This is a genomic window from uncultured Novosphingobium sp., from assembly GCF_964277725.1.
Taxonomy (GTDB): domain Bacteria; phylum Pseudomonadota; class Alphaproteobacteria; order Sphingomonadales; family Sphingomonadaceae; genus Novosphingobium; species Novosphingobium fluoreni.
In genome coordinates, this window is record NZ_CAXYKL010000102.1 from 1 (window position 1) to 19,434 (window position 19,434).

General features: G+C 57.7%; 16 protein-coding genes. 8 read left to right on the forward strand and 8 right to left on the reverse strand.

The window, feature by feature from the left end:
• Positions 1-293: 293 nt before the first annotated feature.
• Positions 294-2,522, reverse strand: coding sequence for a TonB-dependent receptor (locus ACHWRX_RS05940; protein WP_394658471.1), 2,229 nt, complete (start codon positions 2,520-2,522; stop codon positions 294-296).
• A gap of 474 nt (positions 2,523-2,996) precedes the next feature.
• On the opposite strand from ACHWRX_RS05940, the gene ACHWRX_RS05945 reads away from it, so the two are divergent.
• Complete coding sequence (locus ACHWRX_RS05945; protein WP_394658472.1) at positions 2,997-3,776, forward strand: GlxA family transcriptional regulator; 780 nt, start codon at positions 2,997-2,999, stop codon at positions 3,774-3,776.
• Positions 3,777-3,836: 60 nt separating this feature from the next.
• Positions 3,837-4,337 carry a nitroreductase/quinone reductase family protein gene (locus ACHWRX_RS05950; RefSeq protein ID WP_394658473.1) on the forward strand — a complete coding sequence of 167 codons (501 nt, stop codon included), beginning with the start codon at positions 3,837-3,839 and terminating at the stop codon, positions 4,335-4,337.
• A gap of 6 nt (positions 4,338-4,343) precedes the next feature.
• On the opposite strand, the gene ACHWRX_RS05955 is transcribed toward ACHWRX_RS05950, so the two are convergent.
• A complete protein-coding gene (locus ACHWRX_RS05955; protein ID WP_394658474.1) occupies positions 4,344-4,748 on the reverse strand; it encodes a limonene-1,2-epoxide hydrolase family protein in 405 nt (134 codons plus the stop codon).
• Between ACHWRX_RS05955 and ACHWRX_RS05960 the strand changes: the two genes are divergently transcribed.
• Entirely contained in the window at positions 4,729-5,052 is a 324-nt protein-coding gene (locus ACHWRX_RS05960; protein ID WP_394658475.1) for a hypothetical protein, read from the forward strand. The two genes, ACHWRX_RS05955 and ACHWRX_RS05960, sit on opposite strands and share 20 nt — an antisense overlap.
• A gap of 78 nt (positions 5,053-5,130) precedes the next feature.
• Here ACHWRX_RS05960 and ACHWRX_RS05965 read toward each other — a convergent pair whose 3' ends face one another.
• The 5 genes from ACHWRX_RS05965 to ACHWRX_RS05985 all read right to left on the reverse strand — a co-directional run bounded on the left by ACHWRX_RS05965 (position 5,131) and on the right by ACHWRX_RS05985 (position 12,290).
• Positions 5,131-5,628 carry a hypothetical protein gene (locus tag ACHWRX_RS05965; RefSeq protein WP_394658476.1) on the reverse strand — a complete coding sequence of 166 codons (498 nt, stop codon included), beginning with the start codon at positions 5,626-5,628 and terminating at the stop codon, positions 5,131-5,133.
• A 5-nt stretch (positions 5,629-5,633) separates the two neighbouring features.
• Positions 5,634-6,773: a sulfotransferase family protein gene (locus tag ACHWRX_RS05970; RefSeq protein WP_394658477.1), complete on the reverse strand. Its 1,140-nt coding sequence runs from the start codon at positions 6,771-6,773 to the stop codon at positions 5,634-5,636.
• Positions 6,774-6,776: 3 nt separating this feature from the next.
• A complete protein-coding gene (locus ACHWRX_RS05975) occupies positions 6,777-7,958 on the reverse strand; it encodes a DUF1214 domain-containing protein (RefSeq protein WP_394658478.1) in 1,182 nt (393 codons plus the stop codon).
• Positions 7,959-8,267: 309 nt separating this feature from the next.
• The gene (locus ACHWRX_RS05980) at positions 8,268-10,625 is read right to left on the reverse strand and encodes a TonB-dependent receptor (protein ID WP_394658479.1); all 2,358 of its coding nucleotides are present in this window, start codon (positions 10,623-10,625) and stop codon (positions 8,268-8,270) included.
• A gap of 327 nt (positions 10,626-10,952) precedes the next feature.
• Positions 10,953-12,290: an SRPBCC family protein gene (locus ACHWRX_RS05985; RefSeq protein ID WP_394658480.1), complete on the reverse strand. Its 1,338-nt coding sequence runs from the start codon at positions 12,288-12,290 to the stop codon at positions 10,953-10,955.
• A 366-nt stretch (positions 12,291-12,656) separates the two neighbouring features.
• Here ACHWRX_RS05985 and ACHWRX_RS05990 point away from each other — a divergent pair, with 366 nt between their 5' ends.
• Complete coding sequence (locus tag ACHWRX_RS05990; protein ID WP_394658481.1) at positions 12,657-13,298, forward strand: nuclear transport factor 2 family protein; 642 nt, start codon at positions 12,657-12,659, stop codon at positions 13,296-13,298.
• A gap of 42 nt (positions 13,299-13,340) precedes the next feature.
• Here the strand turns inward: ACHWRX_RS05990 and ACHWRX_RS05995 are convergent, their stop codons facing one another.
• Complete coding sequence (locus tag ACHWRX_RS05995) at positions 13,341-14,144, reverse strand: crotonase/enoyl-CoA hydratase family protein (RefSeq protein WP_394658525.1); 804 nt, start codon at positions 14,142-14,144, stop codon at positions 13,341-13,343.
• A 336-nt stretch (positions 14,145-14,480) separates the two neighbouring features.
• Between ACHWRX_RS05995 and ACHWRX_RS06000 the strand changes: the two genes are divergently transcribed.
• The 4 genes from ACHWRX_RS06000 (at position 14,481) to ACHWRX_RS06015 (ending at position 19,415) form a co-directional block, all read left to right on the forward strand.
• Complete coding sequence (locus ACHWRX_RS06000; protein ID WP_394658482.1) at positions 14,481-15,314, forward strand: IclR family transcriptional regulator; 834 nt, start codon at positions 14,481-14,483, stop codon at positions 15,312-15,314.
• 498 nt (positions 15,315-15,812) lie between these two features.
• Positions 15,813-17,012: an acyl-CoA dehydrogenase family protein gene (locus ACHWRX_RS06005; protein WP_394658483.1), complete on the forward strand. Its 1,200-nt coding sequence runs from the start codon at positions 15,813-15,815 to the stop codon at positions 17,010-17,012.
• Positions 17,013-17,021: 9 nt separating this feature from the next.
• Positions 17,022-18,164, forward strand: coding sequence for an acyl-CoA dehydrogenase family protein (locus ACHWRX_RS06010; RefSeq protein ID WP_394658484.1), 1,143 nt, complete (start codon positions 17,022-17,024; stop codon positions 18,162-18,164).
• 15 nt (positions 18,165-18,179) lie between these two features.
• Positions 18,180-19,415, forward strand: a complete 1,236-nt coding sequence (locus ACHWRX_RS06015; protein WP_394658485.1) for a CaiB/BaiF CoA transferase family protein — start codon at positions 18,180-18,182, stop codon at positions 19,413-19,415.
• The last annotated feature ends 19 nt before the right edge of the window (positions 19,416-19,434 follow it).

A 19,434-nucleotide genomic window follows, 5' to 3' on the forward strand; every position in this document is an offset into this window, starting at 1 on the left:
AATATTTACGACGGCGTTCCGTGCGGGTGATGACCTCGATCCGGCCCATCTCCTGACCTCCTTATGGAGTCCAGAAGGAGACTCCTATCGGCCCTCCCTCGCCAACGGGGCCGGAAGGCGCAACGCGCCGGAGACCGGACGCTTACGAGCGTTCAAAGGTAACAAGCGAGCGCTACAGGATAACGCATGGCTTGGGACAAACGAGCCCGCTAAGCACGCGGCTTATATCGCCTGGAGAAGGAATGGCGCGCCGGTCTGCTGACGGCAAGACCCGCGCGCCCTTGTGTCTCAAATCAGAATTCGATCTCCAACGTACCTTGGATTTGACGCGGTTGCTGACGCACGCCCCAGTTCAAGTTGGTATCGGTAACGATGTTTTTATTATTGAGAAGATTCAAAGCAGCGAGGCTCAACTTTGCCTTCACAGGCCCCAGCGGCAAATCGCTGAGAGTCACGCGGCTATTCCACACGTTATCCTGGGAACGCAACGTCACCTGACCCACGTTGTAGACCGGTGCCTTATGATATGGCGTGGTATAATTCCAGTCCAGGTGAAGCGCGAGTTCCATGTCACCCACTGGCACGCTGTAGTCGCCGGCCAAGCCGATGATCCACCGCGGCATGAAGGTCAGGAAGCGCCGGTCGCATGTCGGACCGCAGTTGTAGGGCGGTTCCTTGCCGCTCTGGATGGAGCCCGAAGCCGTGAACTTCAGGCCGTCCAATGGGTTGGCCACTGTCTCGACTTCGATCCCGCGCAACTTGCTGGTACCGGGGATATTCTTGGTATCGATGATCGACGGGTTGATCGGATCAACCACGTTGGTCTGGCGATCCTTCACCCAGCTATGCCATGCCGCGATGTTGAATTGCACGTGACGATCGAAAAGCTGAGACTTCAGGCCAAGCTCGACCTGCCGGTTTGTTTCCGCATTGAACGGCGTAAATGCGGGCGACGTTATGGCAATGCCGCCAGCTCGAAATGCCTGGGCGTACCGCGCGTAAAGGTTGAAGTCGGAGTTGGGCTGATAGGCGATGGTGAACGCCGGATCGAAGCGAGACTCGGTAACCGGCGAAGTATAGCGCGGTGGGCTGAGGATAACGCCGTTCAGCGCATCGCGCCGTGCCACTTTTTCGTCGTCCGTATAACGTAGACCCAGTGTCAGCTTCAACTGATCATCCAGTATAGCTGGCGTATATGTCGCTTGCCCGAAGATCGCGAAAGATGTCGCCCGAGCCGAAGCCTGCGTGGCGCCGCCTGCAAGGATAAAGGGTTCGACGGCCACCGGCGGATTAGTACCGTTGTAGACGATCGAAAACATGGTGGTTCGGCGATCAATGACCTTCTCACGGAAATAGAATGCGCCGATAGCGTATTCCAAGCGCGGCAATGAGCCGATCAATTGGATTTCCTGGCTGAACGCCTTGCTGCTGACAAAGCCCTGCCCGATAATGCCAGACACCCGGCGTGTCGGGCTGAGCGTGACGAGGGTGTTCGCACCGTTCAGCGTGTTTGCGCCGTCTTCGGTTACCTTGCGGTAAGCGGTGATGGATTTGACCTGAAGGTTGTCGCTCACGTCATAAGTGGTCGTCAGCGCGTGACCCTGAATGCGGGTCTTGAAGCCACCCACCCAAAGCGGGATCCAGCTTTCCCGAACCCTCGACGGGTCGACCTGGCGCGCGCCCAACGGTAAGCCGATACGATAGATATATTCCTGCGTATAATCCAGCTTGGTATTGTCATAAGAATACTGGGCGCTGAAATCACTGCTTGGTGTCCAGCGCACCTGAACGCGGCCACCGATATTGTCCTGCTCGCCGAAATCACGGTGGCGGCTCAGCGTCTGGCCTGGGGCAAGCGCCTTGTTTTTCACAAAGCCATCAAAGTCGGTCTTCACGCCATCGACGCGGATCGCGATATTCGCGAATTCGGGAAGGTTCAGGCGTACGTACTCCTCGCGCATACCAAAGCTGCCGATCGTGGCGCCGATACGGCCGCCGAACTCTCCGGTCGGACCTGCCGAGGTGATCGACAAGGCACCGCCCTCGGCATTCCGGCCAAAAAGCGTGCCCTGCGGGCCACGCAGGACTTCGATACGCTCCGGATCGATAATCTTGCTGGTCAGGCCCTGCGGGCGCGGGATGTAAACACCGTCGATATAAAGGGCGGTTCCTTGTTCGCGTGTTGCCTCCGTCTGCGCGGAGGTGGAGATGCCGCGGATAACGATTGCGGGCTGGCCGCTGCCCGCTTGTCGGCTGATGCGCAGACCCGCCAGCGCCGTTGTCTCGAGACTGGCAACGCTTTGAATGCCACGCGTCTGGAGTTCTGCTGCCGACAACGCCGAAATCGAAATCGGCACATCCTGCAAACGCTCGCTGCGCTTTTGAGCGGTTACGACGATATCAATATTGTCCGCATCATTTGTCTGCGCAGCGGCGACACCGCTGGTGCATGCGATAGCTGCAACGATCGCGATGGACGAAACCCACATGATTGGCGGAATTGTAGCAGAAAAACGTGTCATATGCCCTCCCCTGGGTGCCGGCTTCGGCGCTGTTTATCGCGAGGGGATGCGCGTTTCACGGCCAGGCCTATGCAAGCGGCACCAAAGGTGGGTGACGCAGCGCAAAAAGCATATCATTCAAACGGCTTGGCCAAAGTCGACGGGTGTTACGCCAACTTCCCATCCTCCTCCGTATCCCGGCGCTTCAGTCCGGTGATTTTGGAAATATGCCTTACTTGGTGCTTGGCGAGAATGGGCAATATCGTCATCATCGGGGGGTAAAACGGGAGAGTGCCATGGCGCGGCCTATCGCAGTGCTAGCTCTGCAGGGATCATTGATGACGAGCATCGGATTGTTTCTCGATTGCTTTCATCTCGTGCAAAACGAGGCGAGCGCCGTGCTTGGCGAGCGAGAGATGGTGAGCATGACTTCGCCTATCCAGTTACTTGGCATGCAGGATGGCCCCGTCAGGTTGCGGGGGGGGGCACACCATCATGGCAGCACAGATCAGCAACACGGACTTGCCGCGTCACGTTCATCTGCCGGACTTCGACCCCGCAGGTGAAGGAGCGGAATTTATCGACGACCAGGCCGCGATCATTCGATGGCTACAGGCTCAGAACGCAGCAGGTTGCACCTTTTCAGCGACGGGCGAATCCATCCGCCTGCTGGCGATGGCCGGTTTGTTGAAAGAAGGGCCGGTCGTCCTGCCCAGAAGGCTCGTGCCATGGTTCCGTGCCAATCATCCTCAAGTGCGGGTGGAACCATTCGCTCCGTTCATTGATCAGGACGGCATTGCCACATGCGGGAGCGTGGCCGGAGAAGCCTCGATGTTGCTGCGGCTGATCGACCGCATGATCGCGCCCTGGGTGGCCCATTCCGTAGGGGCGCATCTGGGTGTCCGTACCGAGCCAGGACCGACGGGCGCCAGCGATGATATCGTCACGACGGCGCAAGTCTGGATTGGACGCAATTCGACGGCAGACGTTAGGTTCTCCACGTTGGCGGCCAACTTGGGTATCAGCCAATCTACGCTGACGCGGCGATTTCGCGAGCAATTGGGAATGACGCCGGGCACATACCTTCAGAAAATCAGGGTGGATGCGGCCATTCAGCAATTGGTGCATACCCGAAGGCCGATCGGCCAGATTGCGAATATCGTGGGGTATGACGATATCAAGTCCTTCCGCGCCGTTTTTCGCGCCCGCACTGGCTCAAGCCCCAAGCAATATCGCGTTGCCTATGGGGCTGAGCCGCCAAAACCGCCGTCATGACATTCTCGACATGGACCAGTGTTTGCGCGATGGTCATCCCGAAGTGCAGGGAGAGACATAATGAGCGATGAGACTTCAAAGACCATGTTCAGCGGCGGTATGGATTGGCTCGAGGATCATCGTCGTCGATATCTGTCTTCAGGCGGCAGTGACGGACATATCATCGACCTCAGCTTCAGTGGCGGTCGCGCGTTCTCACCGCACTTATTGATCCGGTATATTGGACGAAAGACTGGGCGGACCTTCATCACTCCGCTTTTCTACGGTGTCATTGGCGGCGAGGTGGTGATCGCCGCCTCGAAAGCGGGTGCGGACCATCATCCCTCTTGGTATCTCAATCTCATCGCCGATGACGCCATCTGCTTCCAGATCGCCACGCAGGCTTTTTGTGCCACCTGGCGCGAACCGGAGGACGAGGAGAGGGAGCGGATATGGAACTTCATGACGTTCAACAACCCGCCCTTCGCGCAATATCAGGCGACTACGCAGCGCCTTATCCCGTTAGTCTTGATGCGCGCCGTGGAGCCGATCGCTCCTTTTACCGAAGCTGATCTGAACTGATCAGAGCTAAGACAGTGCACCAAGCCCGTCATAGGGTTGAGGAAGCGAAGCGGTGTCGAAGTAATCGCGCCATGCCACGATCTTGCCGTTACGCACCTCAAACGCGCCCATGACGGGAGTGGTGAAGAAGACATTCCCGTGTCCATCAACCATGTCATCCACGCGTTCGGTCAGCACCATGTGACCAGCACAAGCGATCGCACTCGTCCGAACATGCATGATTCCGCCGCCAGTTGTGCGATCGTAATGTCTCGCAAATTCGAGAATTTCGTCGATACCAACCGATTTTGACATGCCGATATTCTCGTAGACGGAATCATCGGAAAAGTACTCTTGCACACCTCGCTCCCAACCTCCGGGGGTGTCCCAAGTCGCCAAGAAAGCCTCAACGATGGCGATTTGGTCTGACATCATCTTGCTCCAGGGGCGAGTTCAGGCAGAAAAGGCAGCTTTTTCTGTCAAAATCGGCGCAACCGAACGTGGTGATCGACCTGATATGCTTTGCGGAAACTTCGAGCTCAAGATGAATGATGCGACAGCCCAGCGCCCTATTCAACCTGTAGGCGGTGTTCTTTGTGCGCCAGCAAAACAAGTGACGCTATCAGAGGCCCCTAATATCGGGCCTGGTTTGCATCAACCGCATCGCGAATTTTCTGCCGACACGTTATGCCATAAAATCCGGGGCGATGGGGCGGACACCATCTTGCCGCTATAAGCCCGCAAAGACATTTATGATCTGTCGACGGGGTGGGAGCCTAGGTAATTGGCCCAGCCTCCCGCCGCGCTCTATGCCTCAATTTGCCGGTACGCTTTCGAAGAACGCCTTACCCTCTTCGGTCGGATATACGTATTCGAGGTAATGACCCAATTCGGGCGCATCGACGTAGGCAAAGCGTACGATATCGGCCTGGCCGCCGAAGATGACGGGCTTGTTCTCCCGCTCAAGTAACGCCTCCATCTTCGCCCACTCAGCATCGTCGTGGATATAATACCCAAAGTGATGCAGGTGTATGGCGAACTCGCCCGTTTTTGGCAGCCAATCGGTATATAGCGGCATGTCCGTGCCCACCGCTTGAATCACTTCGATCTGGTGTCCTCTCACCCATGCAAGGCCGATCTCCATGCCTCCTCCAGGGGCAAAGGACGTCCATTCATGCACGCCATAGCGCTCGCCCAACACCTGCCTCGCACGAGCGAGGTCGGTAGTGACATAGGCGGTCTGGAATAACTCGAAGGCCAAAGACCCGTTGATCAGGGGGGTCTGAGGCGGCCGGACAACATTGACAGTCATAATAACTATCCTTCACCCAATCCAGCGCGGACCTGGTCCGCAGTGATACCATAATCTTCCAGCTTGTAACTATGAGCGCCATGCTTGTCAGCGGGATTGGCTGCCAACCATTTCACCATGGCGGTGGCAACTTCATCGCTCAATGTCAGTCCGAAGTGTTCGTAGATATTGCGCACGGTCTGCATCGGATCGCGATGGAAGTCCAAATGATTGATATCGAGGATCTGGCCTTCCTGACGCTTTTCGCGTGTTGCATCGGTAGCCTTTTTTGCCTGTGTCCAATAGGCCAGTTCGCGCCTGCCGATCATCTCGAGATGGGGATCATCGTAGAACATCTGACGCGGACCGGCCAGGACGCTTCCCAGCGAGCCCAAAGACTTTACCGGGTCACGATGGGTGATGACCACGCGGGCATCGGGAAACGCTGTAAACAATTCGTCAAGATGGCCGAAATGCCCCGGGTTCTTCAGTAGCCAAGTACGATCATCATTCAATCCAATCAGTCGGATGGTATCTGCCAAACGCTGATAAAGCGGCGTTTCATCTTGAGACTGGAACCAGGCATCATACTCGGGAACGATATAGATCGATGTGAAGCGGTTCGCGATGAAATCCAGGCGCAGGATTTCGAGGCATTCATCAACCTCGTCAGCAACGATATCGTGAGACACACGCAACTGCGGCACCATCTCGAAGAGCTTTTCTAGCGCTGCCAAGGCATTCTGGTACCCCTGCTCCTGCGGCCACTTGGCCCGGGACGGGCGCGGCTTGGGCCACGATGTGAGCCAGTGATCCAGTCCTTGGAATTGCGGATCAACTGAAAGCAACTTGTGCAGCGCCGTGGTTCCTGTGCGCGGGATCCCGCAAATCACGAGCGGTCGATCAATTTTGCGCGTGCGCCATTCGGGATTTTTCTTCCACTCGTCTTCCCGTATCAACCGGCCGACCAGAGCGACGATCAGATCGTCGCGCAATGCAGCCCTCCCGTTTTCCGTCAAAAGCGGAGAAGAAAGATGGTCTGCCAACATTGCCAGGGGCTTGCGAAAGCCATCTGGGCCAAAATCAGTCAACCCGGTTCGGCGCGACGCCTCGGCGCACAACTCATCAACCGTGAGGCTATTTTGCACTGTATCGTCTTGCATCATTCTTTACCACTTTGTCCGCATCTGCAAAGACCGTGCGCGCGCTCTGATCCGCGCATCGCGTTCCTGCGCATCAATTACCGGTGTATCGGATGGAAGGTGATCGCGCACTTCGGCAAGCTTCACTTTCTTGAGGGTTGGCACAGGGTGCGACGAGCACTTATACCAACGCCCAACCATAGTACCCTGCAAACGCCCGACGGTATCCAGCCAATTCGGAACACCGGGATCGTCGACGGAAATCACGGCACGAAACTTTCCATCGCTATCGAGATGCGCCTGGTGGCCATTCAAGTGACTTTGCCGCCAGACGTATTCCAGCGTGTTCCAGATTTCGTCGTTAAGCTGGATGTTCCAGTACGGTGCGGTGTCTGGGATCTCTGTCTCCAATATCAGCGCCTCGCCGGGCTCTATCTGGAACATTCCCCACCAATATTGTTGAACGCGAATGCCGCCCAGCTCGGAGAATCCATGATGCTCGATACGGTTTACAATACCCCTATCGCGAATCTGATCCTGATATCGCAACCATTGGCGGGAATGACGCTCCGCATATTCGGCCAGCCCCATTAGGCGTGATTCGACCTGCTCCGCCGATGGTCGCGGCTTGAGAGGCGATACATCCAGCCGTTCGATGGCCAGTCGCGGATCCCGCTCGTTCTGCCAATCGTAGGCACGACGGCGGATCAGGAAGCCGTTTGTTTCCGCCGGCATGCACAGCCATTGGCCGTCATAGCCCTCAGGCCGCTCCGCGCTGAAGAGGCATTCGAAGGTTCCATCCTCCGCGAAGGTCAAGCACTCATCCAGATCGTACTCGGCCGTTTGTCCACCTGGCGTTTCCGTCGTACCGATGACGTCACGGCCAAGCGTGACGGTCAGAAGCCGGATCGTCCCGCGCTCGCCTGAAAGGCGATACACACCCGAGCCATCCACCTCGGTACGGACATAGGTGTCATCGGGATTGGGTTGAAGTCGCAGCACGTTGTTATAGTTTGGGGTGAAATCGGGATGATCGGCAGTGGCGCCCTGATAGAGGAAATAGCCTTGCACGATATTCATGAAGAACTGATCGTGAAGGTCTGCGCGAAGTTGAGCATCTCCAGGATTCCACGTCGTACCTTCAAGCGCGGCACCTTTGCCGATCGCATCAAGGTAGGACTGTAATGTCTGCGTCATGCCACTCTCCATTATCAACGCATAATTTTCACGAGGTCCGGCAAAAATTTTTGTCAGCTTTTTTCAACTTCGTCTAACTAAAAGACAAAGCTGGCGACCATGGCCATCCCGTGACGGCTCTTTTGATTTGGCGACTTGGCGGGCTCGTCAGATCCCGCGAACATCTCCCGTTCCAGACGTGGTCTAGTCAATTTTGAAACCTGATCCGCCGAAAATTGATGGTTGGTTGCACCGACCCGCCCCGGAATCAGCGGCATCCGCAGTCCGGATTCGACGTCAAGAATGAGCACCCGCCCGAACCGAGGCGGGTGCTCCTGATGATCAAAACTTGAAAGTAACCTCAGCGCCATAGGTCCTTGGCGCTCCGTAGACACCGGTATCGATACCGACACTATCCTGGAAAGGGATGGCGCTGTCTACGTAGCGCTTGTTGAACAGGTTCCGGCCGAAGACGGCAGCCGTAAAGCCGGAGCCGGAGATATTGCCCAGTTCGATACGGCCATTGACAAGGGCATAACCCTTTTGACCGAAAACGGTGTCGGTTGGCAGGAAAGGCACCGCTCCTGGTGCCAAGCGCCGAATCAACTGAGCGCGATTCTGAAAATCCTCACTGAAGAAGACCTTTGATTGATAGTAGACATTAGCCGTGATGCTAAGCTGTCCGATATCTCCCACATCCGGCGTCAGGATGAGATTGGCGTTGATCTGATGCTTGGGCTGATACTTGAATTGCCGATCAGAAAAGTCATCGGGCTGAGCAGATACGCCGCCAACGGTGGTTAGCGTGGCATAATTCTTGTATTCGGCCTTCACGTAAGCGTAGTTGAAGTTCAGTTCTACAAGTCGTTCGTATCGCAGGCCAAGTTCGGCTTCGCCGCCGTAGATATTTGCCTTTGCGGCATTCTGGGTCACAGTTCCGACATTGCCGTCAGATTGCAGGACAGAAACGCCCTTCTGCACGTCATTGTACCACTGGTAGTAGCCAGCAAGATTGGCAGTCAGGCGAAGTCCGCCACCCAGATTTGAACTTTGCTTGATGCCAAGCTCCAGATCTTTCACCGTCTCCGGTTTGAAGGACTGTTGGGCGGCGTCGACAGTGGCGGCGCGAAGATTGAACCCGCCTGCACGATAGCTGTAGCGATGGGTAAGATAGACCAGCGTATCTTCACCAAACTTGTGATCGATGCTGACGAGATAGCTTGGCTTGGAGAACGACTTCTCAACATCGACGAAGCAGGCATTGGCCGGCAATGGAACACCGGCGTTGTCTCTGAAACTGCAGACTGTCAGTGGGAAGTTACCGTTGGTGAGCGTGGCTTCACGTTTATCGGTCGTGTAGCGCAGGCCTGCAGTCAGGTTCAGGCTGTCTGTCAGCTTGTAAGACGCCTGAGCAAACGCGGAAAAGCTCGTGTTGTTGACAGACCCGTACACCGTGGAGGGCTGTCCGAAGGTGATGTTGCCTGCCCCAAACCGGGGAATGCCGGCGCCATCCAGGCCTTTGAGAACATAATAGTATGCCCCGAAGATGTAGTTCAGGCGATCGTCGAAAGCTCTACCCTGGAGTTGGGCCTCTTCCGAGTACGTCTTGGTGTAAGTTGCGCCGGCAGAATCGAGCACAGGCACCAGCGTGCCATCGAAGTCGTTCGATGTTTCGTCCTTGGCACGGCGGTAGGAGAAGATATTCTTGAATGTGAGGTTGTCGTCGAGTTCGATCGTATCCGTATGGATGACACCGGTCACGCGCGTGCGGGCAAATTGCGTTCCACGACCATCCTCGGAATCATAGACGCTTCGTGTCTTTGCGCGCGCGTAGGCATCGGACATCGCCTGACCGAAGACGAAACCGGCGGCACCCGCCGGGCTGGGGGTGTCCAGCAGGGTGAATGCGACACCGCCGTTATCCGAACGCGAGTGGTAGACGGTTGTCATTGTGCGCAACCAGTCCGTGGGATCGATCGCTGCGGTGAAGCGCAGATTGAGCTCGTCACGATCGAACAGTCGCTGGCCAGCATTGGCGCCTGCAACGATACGACCGTATCCGTCACTTTTGGTATAGTCCAGCGCGGCTCGCAAACGGATCTGCTCGTTGACAGGCACGTTAAGCACGGCCGTGGCGGTCTTCGTGTCAAAATTGCCGTAGCCCAGCCGGACGCTGCCCTCGAACTCGTTGGTGGGCTTGGCGGTGGTGAACAAGACCGCGCCGCCTGTTGTGTTCCGTCCGAACAAGGTGCCTTGCGGCCCCTTCAACACCTGTACGTTCTCAAGATCGAACATACCCAAGTTGCTGCCCTGCATCGGTGACAGCACTGCTTCGTCCATATAGACGGTGATCGGCTGATCTTGGGTGAGAAGCGTGTCATCTGCACGTTGACCGCGGATCATGTAGACAGGGGTTGCAGCTCGGCCAGCGGAGTATGTGACCTGGAGGCCGGGAACGGCTTGTCGCAAATCGACAACTGTCCGCAAGCCGAGAGAATCCAGTTTGCCACCTTGCACGGCGGTGATGGCAACTGGAACGTCTTGGAGGCGTTCGCTAACGCGGCGTGCCGTGACGACGATATCGTCAGAAACCGGGGCCGGGGCGTCGGCAGGCTGTGGTGTGGCGTCTTGTGCCAGAGCTGGCATCGCCGAAGTACAGGCAATAACACTGGCGGCAGCTAGTAACCGATATGCCGTCACAAATCTCTCCCTAAGCTCGTACGCCTTTTCGCAAGGCTTTACGGTTCCAAGAGCCCGTTAGTGCCCGGAGGGAGTCGGCGCAACACGATGGGAGAGTGGCGATCGTGAATCCACCATATGATTTACGAGAGGGGGATAAGGAGCAGGTTTGCGCGCGACATTCTAGATGCTGCCACCGGAGTACGCAGAGGCGTGGCATCGGAAAATTTCAGACCTGATTGATCCGTGACCAATCAAATCCTGTCAGCGCTCGCGTTGACCTGATCTTATCAAAAAGAGCGGCCGCTCACCTTTGAGCAAGCCGCTCCTTTTTACAGACGAAGCCGATTAGCCGCGACTTTGTCCAAGGACATAACGTTCCAGGACTTGGTGGAAGTTCACGACTTCCAACTCCTGAACCGGGTTTGGTCGCGCGTATTCGAACTTGCTGGATTTCATTCCGGCCTGCACTTCGGTCATGTTGGCGATGTCCTGATCGAGGATCAGGCAAACACTTTCCGACGCCGGATCAGTTATGATGCGCGTTTCGACTTTGGGGGCCGTGCCGGGGGCGAAGCGCTTAAGCGACCAGATTTCGAATGTGCATTTGTCCGGGTTGTCGGGCTCCACGTGGTCAGGGCGCGCGCGGTAAAAGAGCGCGCCGTCGAACCACGGCAAGGTGACGCAATTGGGGAAGATGTGCCAATCGGCACCCGCGCGGCCGAGCGCTTCGTAGTCGAGCTTCTCAGGATAGCCTGCACCATCCTCGTTCGCGGCCTGGCGGCCTAGTTCCACCGCCGTCCCGAACACGGTCATCGCGTCGGCGTCAGCGGGCAGGATGTCCATGATCTTCTTGGCAGCATGATAATCACGATCAGTAAAGATCGCATTGAGGTCCTCTTCCATCTGACGGAAGAACTCCAACACTCCGGGGCGGGAATCAGGATTGGCTTCCATCTTCAAGCGCGGGGAAGGCGTGCCCAGAGGCGTCGGATCCTGCCAGTAGCCGAAATGGGAATGCTTCCCTTGCACGGCGCTGACCGTGTAGTCATTGCCCTGCACCGGCAGCAGTTGCGGGTGAGTGGCGGCGACATGGTAGCCCTCCATGAACGCTTCTAGCGCGACCTTCCAGTTCACCGGGAGGCGCAGCTCCACCTTCCAGCGGTAGCTTAGCTTATCGAATTCGAAGGGATCGAGATATTCCGGGATCGTCTCGAGATATTCAGCGAGAGTTTCGCCCTCTTCCTGCATGTTGATCCAGACGAAGCCCCCCCATGTGTCGACGCGGACAGGCCACAGATCCAGCCGTTCGTCGTCCAGGCCGCCCTGCCAATCCTTCTCATCCTGGACGGCGACATTCTTGCCCTCCAAATTGAAGGTCCAGCCATGGTACTTGCAGCGAAACTGACTGGCGCGGCCACAGCCGTCCGCCAAGCGCCGGCCACGATGCGGGCAGACGTTATGATAGGCGACGATGCCTGTCCTGCCACGAGCCACGACGATCGATTCCCGCGCCACGTTGTACGTTATGAAATCGCCGACGTTCGGAATTTCCTCTTCTCGGCAAGCGACCTGCCAGACTTTGCCCCAAAGCTGCTCATTCTCTGCCTTGGCAAAATCGGACGAGATATAATTCTTTGCGGAGATCCGAGGGATGGCGGGCGCGGGCTTTATCTGTGTGGCCATGATCAGCTTATCCTCGGTATCGGTTGCGCCCGATGAAGCGGGCTTGATCTTTAAATTATGTAGTGGTTGCTCGACGATATAGGTCGAGAGGGCAAAGCCGCAACACTATGGCACCTTCCGTGTCGATGGCCGATCGACTTGCCGACTAACTACTCACCCACGAGCAATGGCGTGGTCGCCGTCAGGATCGAAGAATCGATTATGCTCATAACGGTCTTTTTTAATTTGAGCCAAACCGGCTGCCTTGCAATGCCCTCCAGGGGTGAGGGCGAAGAAATCACGAGGTGAATTTCGTGTCGATCGGCTTGCCCGTCAAAAGAGCGTGCCAGATGATCAATGTTCCGGCCAGGCGAAGGATGGAAGACGATGGCAGATACAACTCCAAACGATCTTGCCGAGCGGTTGGACCGAATGGAGTCGGTCGATGCAATCCGCCAGCTCGCGTCCAAATACGCTCTTGCGGTCGATATGCGCGATACCGACGCCATCGTGAACCTTTACGTAGAAGATACGAAGGTGTCTCGAGAGCAATACGGTCGATCGGCGCTAAAGGCCTCTTTCGGCAGGGTACTCCGGGGTTTCCGCGCCAGCGTTCATCACATCGGTGGCCACGTCATTGAATTTGACGATAGCGAGAATGCTCACGGGATCGTGTATTGCCGGTGCGAGCATGAAATCGATGACAAATGGGTGCCGGTATACCTCTACTATCTCGACACCTATCGGCGCGACGGCGGCCGCTGGTATTTCAAGCGGCGCAATCCAAGCGAGCTTTACGGTGCGGACGTGCTGGAGCGACCGAGGGCGGGTATCGTCCAGTGGCCGGGGGTTGGAGAGCGGCGAGGTTCCTGGCACGGACATTTTCCGTCTTGGGAAACGTTTTGGAACACAACGCCAAATGCAGAGACACCACTGGTCGCTGCTGAACCGCCCCCAGAGGGTTTTATCGATGCCATGCGGCGGGGCAACCGCCGTGTGCTGCCGATGGATTTCAGTTTCAGCGGCTAATGACCTCGTACCGGGGGCACGGGATCATTAGCCGCTAATCGATCAGTCGCCGGTGAAGACAGGCGGGCGTTTCTCCAGGAAAGCATCGACGGCTTCGGCGTGGTCCTGCGTCTCGTGAGCGATCGCCTGGAATGCTGCCGACAGTTCCAGAACATCTGACAAGCGCTGGTTCTGTGCCTCTCGCAGCAAGCGCTTTGTCATGCGCAGCGCACGCGCGGGGTTAGTGGCAATTTTCTCGCCGAGTGCCACGGCTTCGTCGATCAACTTGTCTGCAGGGACGGCGCGCGAGATAAGGCCCATTGCGATTGCTTCATCCGTGCCGAACGTCTCACCGGTGAAAAACAGCTCGGCGGCCTTCGCGTAGCCGACCGCGCGCGACAACGCCCAGGCGCCGCCGTCACCCGGCACGATACCGACCTTAATGAAACTTGCCGCGAACTTCGCATTTTCGGCAGCGATCCGCATGTCGCATAGCGCGGCCAGATCCAATCCCAGTCCGATGGCGTGGCCGTTGACCGCGGCGATCATCGGCAATTCGCAGTCATAGAGCGCTTTTGCCACCTTGTGCACTCCGCGGCGATAGTTGGCGCGGGTGTCATCCGGCGTAGCGAGCCGGCCGATGCCCGTTCGCTCTTTCATGGCCTTCAGGTTTCCGCCGGCGCTGAAAGCCCGCCCACTGCCAGTGATAACCACCGCGCTGATTGCGCTGTCACGCTCAAGATCGGTCAGAGCGTCAACGATGGAAAAGCAATCTTCCAGCGAGGCGAGGGCGTTGAGTGTATCTGGCCGGTTGAAAGTCAAAATGGCGACTTTGCCGCGGCGTTCGATCTTTGCGAATTTTTCCATGGCGGGCAAATGATCCTTGACCAAAGGGAGGGTGATTGGGATTTTGTCAGGCCATGCCTGCAAGCGTTAGCGGCGTCATTCCCTGCGGCATGTACACTGAGCATTTATTACGTTTGGAATGATCCCGCCCAACCGTCCCCTTACCCAAGCCGTTCGAACGCATGGGGCCGGCGCGCCTCATCAAGCTGGCGTCAGGGAAGGGGCGAATAGCGATAAGGTGTATCGTTTCGGCCGCATTTCTGTTGCGAATGATCCGGCGCTAGACCGCTGATTTGCGCGACTCACTTGACGAAAACCGAACAACTGTTAGGAGTCAAATATAAGGAGAGGCTGGAAATGCAGCTTAACAGGTTGTCACGCGCACTTGGCGAACATCATGTTGTAGGATGTGAGGATGAGGACACCGATCGGGTTGTGAAATCCGCTGGTCGAGTGCTGCGCATCCTTGAGCTTTTCGACGTCCTGAAGCGCGAGGCTCTGGTCTCGGAAGTGTCCGAATTGTTGGAGTTTCCGCAATCGAGCACCTCTGTTCTGTTGCGCAGCATGGTGATCCTTGGGTATCTGTATTTCAATCCGGACACTCGTGCTTTCGGTCCGACGACGCGCGTTGCGCTGATGGGCAGCTGGATCAACGGTCCTATGATCAGTGACGGCACGCTGACGCGCCTGATCGACGGCGTCAACAAGCGGACGGGTCAGGCAGTTGTGCTGGCGGTGCGCAATCGGATCTGGTCGGAATACATCCACGTCGCGCAGGCGACCGATCCGCTGCGGATGTTCGTGGTGAAGGGCTCGCGCCGGCCATTGGTCTGCTCCGGTACCGGCTTGTCACTTCTGGCTGAGCTTCCGGACAGCGATATCAAGCGTATCGCGCTCCGCTACAATGCTGAGGCTGACGAGAATGTTTGCCTCAACACGCTGCTGGAACAGGTCAATCATACGCGCGCTCGCGGCTGGGCCTCCAGCTATGATACAGTCACTCCCGGAGGCGGCATGATCGCAATGCGCCTGCCGCAATTTCTCAACGACGAACGGATCGTCTTGGGCATCGCCGGTCTCACTAGCGTGCTGCGCGAAAATGAAGATCGGTTCGTCCTCGCGATGCAGGAAGAAATTGCCGAGAATATCGCGGGCGCCCGAATGGAGCCGCCGCAGCTTCTGGCGGTTTGATCACATCTGATCTGATGCGACAAAGCCGGATCGTAAAAGGGCCATCGGCAAAAATGTCGATTGCCCTTTTACGTTCCGGCTTTTGTCGGTGTCGATGGGTCTCATAGGGCGAACCATCTCCTTCCCGTCTCCATCGGATGCATTGCCTTTTGGGTACTTTCATCATGTGACCTTAGGCCTCGAGAGGGCTAAGGCTATTGCAGCACCTGCCGTCCCGGCCGCCTTTGCAAATAATATGTAGCCGCCTCCGCGGAGTGGGCCGGAATGCCCGTGTGCATCTTCCAGGTAACCGCGAACGCCTGCGCAGCGCATTTTCTGCCCGACTGATTGGTTAGTGCACGTTCGATCGTCGCCCGCCCGGCCTAATCACACCGATGATTTGTCGGCGCCGCGTCGGAGACGAGGTGGTGCGTCCGTCCGCCATTTGTTAGTCGGATTGCCCGGCTGACCAACTGCATTCAGCCTGGTCTAGGACCCCCGCCCAGCCAGAGGTGCGATTTGAAGTTCCGTTTCGACGAGAGTGATGAACAATTTCGCCAGATGATACGTCAGCGGATCGCGCAAATCCTGCCGGCCGACATCAGCGACCGGCATCGCCGCGTCTTGTCCAACTCTTCTTATCTGGAAGACCAACGGCGCTGGTTCGCGATCCTGGACGCGGAGGGCTGGTCTGTTCCGGCATGGCCGGTGGAGTTCGGCGGAACTGATTGGACCGCATTGCAGCGCTTCATCTTCGAAGACGAGATGTATGCCGCCGATGCGCCGGAGTTTCACTGGATTGGGTCGCACATGGTGGGCCCTGTGCTCTACACCTTCGGCTCCGAAGCGCAGCGCGAACGTTTTCTCCCGCCCATCCGCAATGGCCAGGAGGTCTGGGCGCAGGGCTTTTCCGAACCAAGCGCTGGATCCGATCTGGCCTCGTTGCGTACGAATGCCCGGCGAGATGGCGACGATTACGTGGTCAATGGTTCCAAGATCTGGACCAGCGGCGCGTTCGAGGCGGATTGGCTTTTCTGCCTGGTCAAGACCGACACACAGGGCAAGCCACAGCGCGGCGTTTCGTGTCTCATGATCGATCTGAAGTCACCCGGCATCACAGTTCGTCAGATCCGTCAGATCAACAACGAAGGGCATCTGTGCGAAGTTTTTCTCGACGACGTGCGGGTGCCGGTTGAGAACCTCGTGGGTGAGGAAGGCAAGGGCTGGACTTACGCCAAGTTCCTGCTTGATCACGAACGCACGACCAGTTCCTTCATCTTCTGGATCAAGCGTGAGCTGACACGCGCTCGCGAGCTGGGACAGGCGGTCTTCCGGAACGGTCGGCCATTGATCGAAGACCCCGAATGGTCGCGGCGGCTTGCCGTTGTCGGTGCGGAGATCGAGGCGCACGAATGGTCCGTCCTTCGCGTATTGTCTGAAGAGCCGTCGAACTTTCCTATCACTGCGGCGGCATCTGTTCTCAAGGTCAAGGGATCGGAGCTTCAGCAGACCATTACCGGTCTTCAGGTCGATGCACTGGGCACGCAGTCACTGCGGGATTACGGCGATGTGCGGCTGGATGCATCTACGGACCCGATTTGGCCGGACCTGTATCAAGGACGGACGAGCCGGGCGATGATAACGCGGGCATCGACTATTTATGGCGGCGCGCAGCAGATCCAGAAAAATCTCCTGGCAAAGCTTGCGCTGGGACTTTGAGTAAACAAGATGGATTTTGAACTCAGCGAATTGCAGCAGATGATCGTGGACAGCGCGCAGCGTCTGATCACCGCTGAGACGGGTCTTGAGCAATGGCGCGCGCGCCGCGAGCTTCCCGATGGAGTCAACGCGCAGTTTTGGGCGAAGATGGCTGAGCTGGGCTGGATGGCGCTGGCCGTGCCGGAAGATGCCGGCGGTCTTGGCAGCCCGATGGAAGATGTCGCGCTATTGATGATCGAGCTGGGCAAGGGGCTGGTGACGGAGCCGCTGATCAGCACCGGCATCCTGGCCGCTCACATTTTCGATAGCGGCCTTGAAGGCGATGGGCGGGAAACATGGCTGGCTCAGATTGCAGCTGGCGAGGCCCAAATCGCGCTGGCCTATGAGGAGCCGCAGTCGGTGAATGCCGCCGGCACCAAGGCGCGTCGCGATGGCGCCGGCTTCGTCCTTGAAGGCCAGAAGATCATGGCGTTCGATGCGCCGTCTGCCGACCATCTGCTGGTGACGGCGGATTTTGATGGGAAACCGGCTATCTTTATGGTGCCGTCAGAGTGCGCGGGCATGAGCATGAAGGCTTATGCGCTGATCGATGGCAGCCGCGCGGCGGACCTTACCTTTTCGGCAGTGGCCCTACCCGCTGACGCGATGATCGCCAGCGGGGAACGCGCTGAGATGATCTTGGGCGAGGCGCTGGATCGGGCGCGGGTGGCCACGATCGCGCAAGCCGTGGGAGTGATGGAGGTCGCGCTTCTGACCGTAGCCGATTATGCCAAGGAACGTCAGCAATTCGGCCAGCCGATCGGAAAATTCCAGGCGATCCAGCACCTTGCATCGGACATGTTCGTCTCTGCGTATCAGGCGCGATCCTCGCTCTATGCTGCTCTGCGTGATATTGAGGGAAGCGCTACAGTGCGCGCGCGCGCGGTGTCGGTTGCAAAGGTAGTGTCGGGAATGGCCGGGCAGACCGTGTCGAGGAACGGCATTCAGATCCATGGCGGCTATGGCGTGACCGATGAGTATGCGATCAGCCATTACTATCGCCGCTTGCTGGTACTCGAAAAACAATATGGTGGAATCGATGCCCATGCGGCGCTGCTGGCGGATGTCGAACGGCAGGGCGATCCGACGCATCGGACAGCCGAGACGGTTTGAACAGGGAGAAGACGGATGACGCGACCAGCCTCGACGGGGCCGCTGGCCGGCCTGAAGGTCATCGACATGACGCGGGTGATCGCCGGACCGTTTGGAGGCCAGATATTGGGCGATCTCGGGGCGGACGTGATCAAGATCGAGCGACGCGGCGAGGGCGATGACTGTCGCCGCGTCGGTCCACCCTGGATACGCGAACCCAACGAAGAGGCGCCGGGGGAATCCACCTATTTTCAGTCCGCCAACCGGAACAAGCGCTCGCTGTCGGTCGACTTTGCCAAGGAGGAGGGGCAAGCGCTTATCCGCCGGATCGCCTCAGACGCGGACATTCTGATCGAGAATTATCGCACAGGCACGCTGGGCAGGTACGGCCTGGGCTATGAGCAGATGCGTGCCGTCAATCCTCGGTTGATCTATTGCTCCATCACGGGTTTTGGACAGGAAGGGCCCTATAGCGGCCGATCAGGCTATGACTTCCTGATCCAAGGCATGGCCGGCCTGATGAGCGTGACTGGCTATCCCGATGGCGAGCCGGGTGCCGGGCCGCTGCGCGTAGGTATCCCGGTCGCGGACATCTTGGCAGGCCTTAATGCCGTGATCGGCGTGCTGGCGGCAGTCGAACATCGACATAAAACCGGCGAGGGGCAGCACATCGACATCTCATTGTTCGATGCCCAGGCCGCGGCGCTGCTTAATTCCGCGTCCTCCTGGATGAACGCGGGTACCAAATTGGGCCGTACGGGAAATGATCACCCCAGCGCCGCACCCTACGGGGTTTACGAGGTGGACGATGGCCATATCATTGTAGCGACCTTCAACGATCGCGAGTTCAATCGACTGGCCGGCGTGTTGGGGCATCCCGAATGGATCACCGACCCGCGTTTCGCCCGTAATGGGGATCGCGTACGCAATCGACCCGAGCTCAAGGCCGCTGTGACGGAGGCGCTGAGGGGAAAGACCCGCGTAGAGTGGGTGAAGATCCTCAACGATGCCACGGTTTCTGCAGGACCGATCAACGACATAGAAGACATGGAGAACGATGAACACGCGATCGCGCGCAACTTGTTCTTCTCGATGCCGTCGCCAGAGTTCGGCGATGTGAAGATGATCGCATCGCCCTTCCGCATGTCCGGGTCGCCGCCAGATTATCGCATCTCGCCACCTAGCATCGGCGAGCACAACGACGAAATCCTGGCGGAAGCCGGCCTCACGGAACAGGAATGTGCCGCCCTGCGCGAAAAGTGCGTGATCTGAAATCAAGAGGCCGGCGGAC

What these genes read in the sequence shown, in the direction of transcription:
- ACHWRX_RS05960 (WP_394658475.1), top strand. Translation starts at nt 4,729, where the DNA reads ATGGCGATTTGGTCTGACATCATCTTGCTCCAGGGGCGAGTTCAGGCA.
- ACHWRX_RS05950 (WP_394658473.1), top strand. Translation starts at nt 3,837, where the DNA reads ATGAGCGATGAGACTTCAAAGACCATGTTCAGCGGCGGTATGGATTGG.
- ACHWRX_RS05990 (WP_394658481.1), top strand. Translation starts at nt 12,657, where the DNA reads ATGGCAGATACAACTCCAAACGATCTTGCCGAGCGGTTGGACCGAATG.
- ACHWRX_RS05955 (WP_394658474.1), bottom strand. Translation starts at nt 4,748, where the DNA reads ATGTCAGACCAAATCGCCATCGTTGAGGCTTTCTTGGCGACTTGGGAC.
- ACHWRX_RS05965 (WP_394658476.1), bottom strand. Translation starts at nt 5,628, where the DNA reads ATGACTGTCAATGTTGTCCGGCCGCCTCAGACCCCCCTGATCAACGGG.
- ACHWRX_RS06010 (WP_394658484.1), top strand. Translation starts at nt 17,022, where the DNA reads ATGGATTTTGAACTCAGCGAATTGCAGCAGATGATCGTGGACAGCGCG.
- ACHWRX_RS06000 (WP_394658482.1), top strand. Translation starts at nt 14,481, where the DNA reads ATGCAGCTTAACAGGTTGTCACGCGCACTTGGCGAACATCATGTTGTA.
- ACHWRX_RS05975 (WP_394658478.1), bottom strand. Translation starts at nt 7,958, where the DNA reads ATGGAGAGTGGCATGACGCAGACATTACAGTCCTACCTTGATGCGATC.
- ACHWRX_RS05970 (WP_394658477.1), bottom strand. Translation starts at nt 6,773, where the DNA reads ATGATGCAAGACGATACAGTGCAAAATAGCCTCACGGTTGATGAGTTG.
- ACHWRX_RS06015 (WP_394658485.1), top strand. Translation starts at nt 18,180, where the DNA reads ATGACGCGACCAGCCTCGACGGGGCCGCTGGCCGGCCTGAAGGTCATC.
- ACHWRX_RS05940 (WP_394658471.1), bottom strand. Translation starts at nt 2,522, where the DNA reads ATGACACGTTTTTCTGCTACAATTCCGCCAATCATGTGGGTTTCGTCC.
- ACHWRX_RS05985 (WP_394658480.1), bottom strand. Translation starts at nt 12,290, where the DNA reads ATGGCCACACAGATAAAGCCCGCGCCCGCCATCCCTCGGATCTCCGCA.
- ACHWRX_RS05945 (WP_394658472.1), top strand. Translation starts at nt 2,997, where the DNA reads ATGGCAGCACAGATCAGCAACACGGACTTGCCGCGTCACGTTCATCTG.
- ACHWRX_RS05995 (WP_394658525.1), bottom strand. Translation starts at nt 14,144, where the DNA reads ATGGAAAAATTCGCAAAGATCGAACGCCGCGGCAAAGTCGCCATTTTG.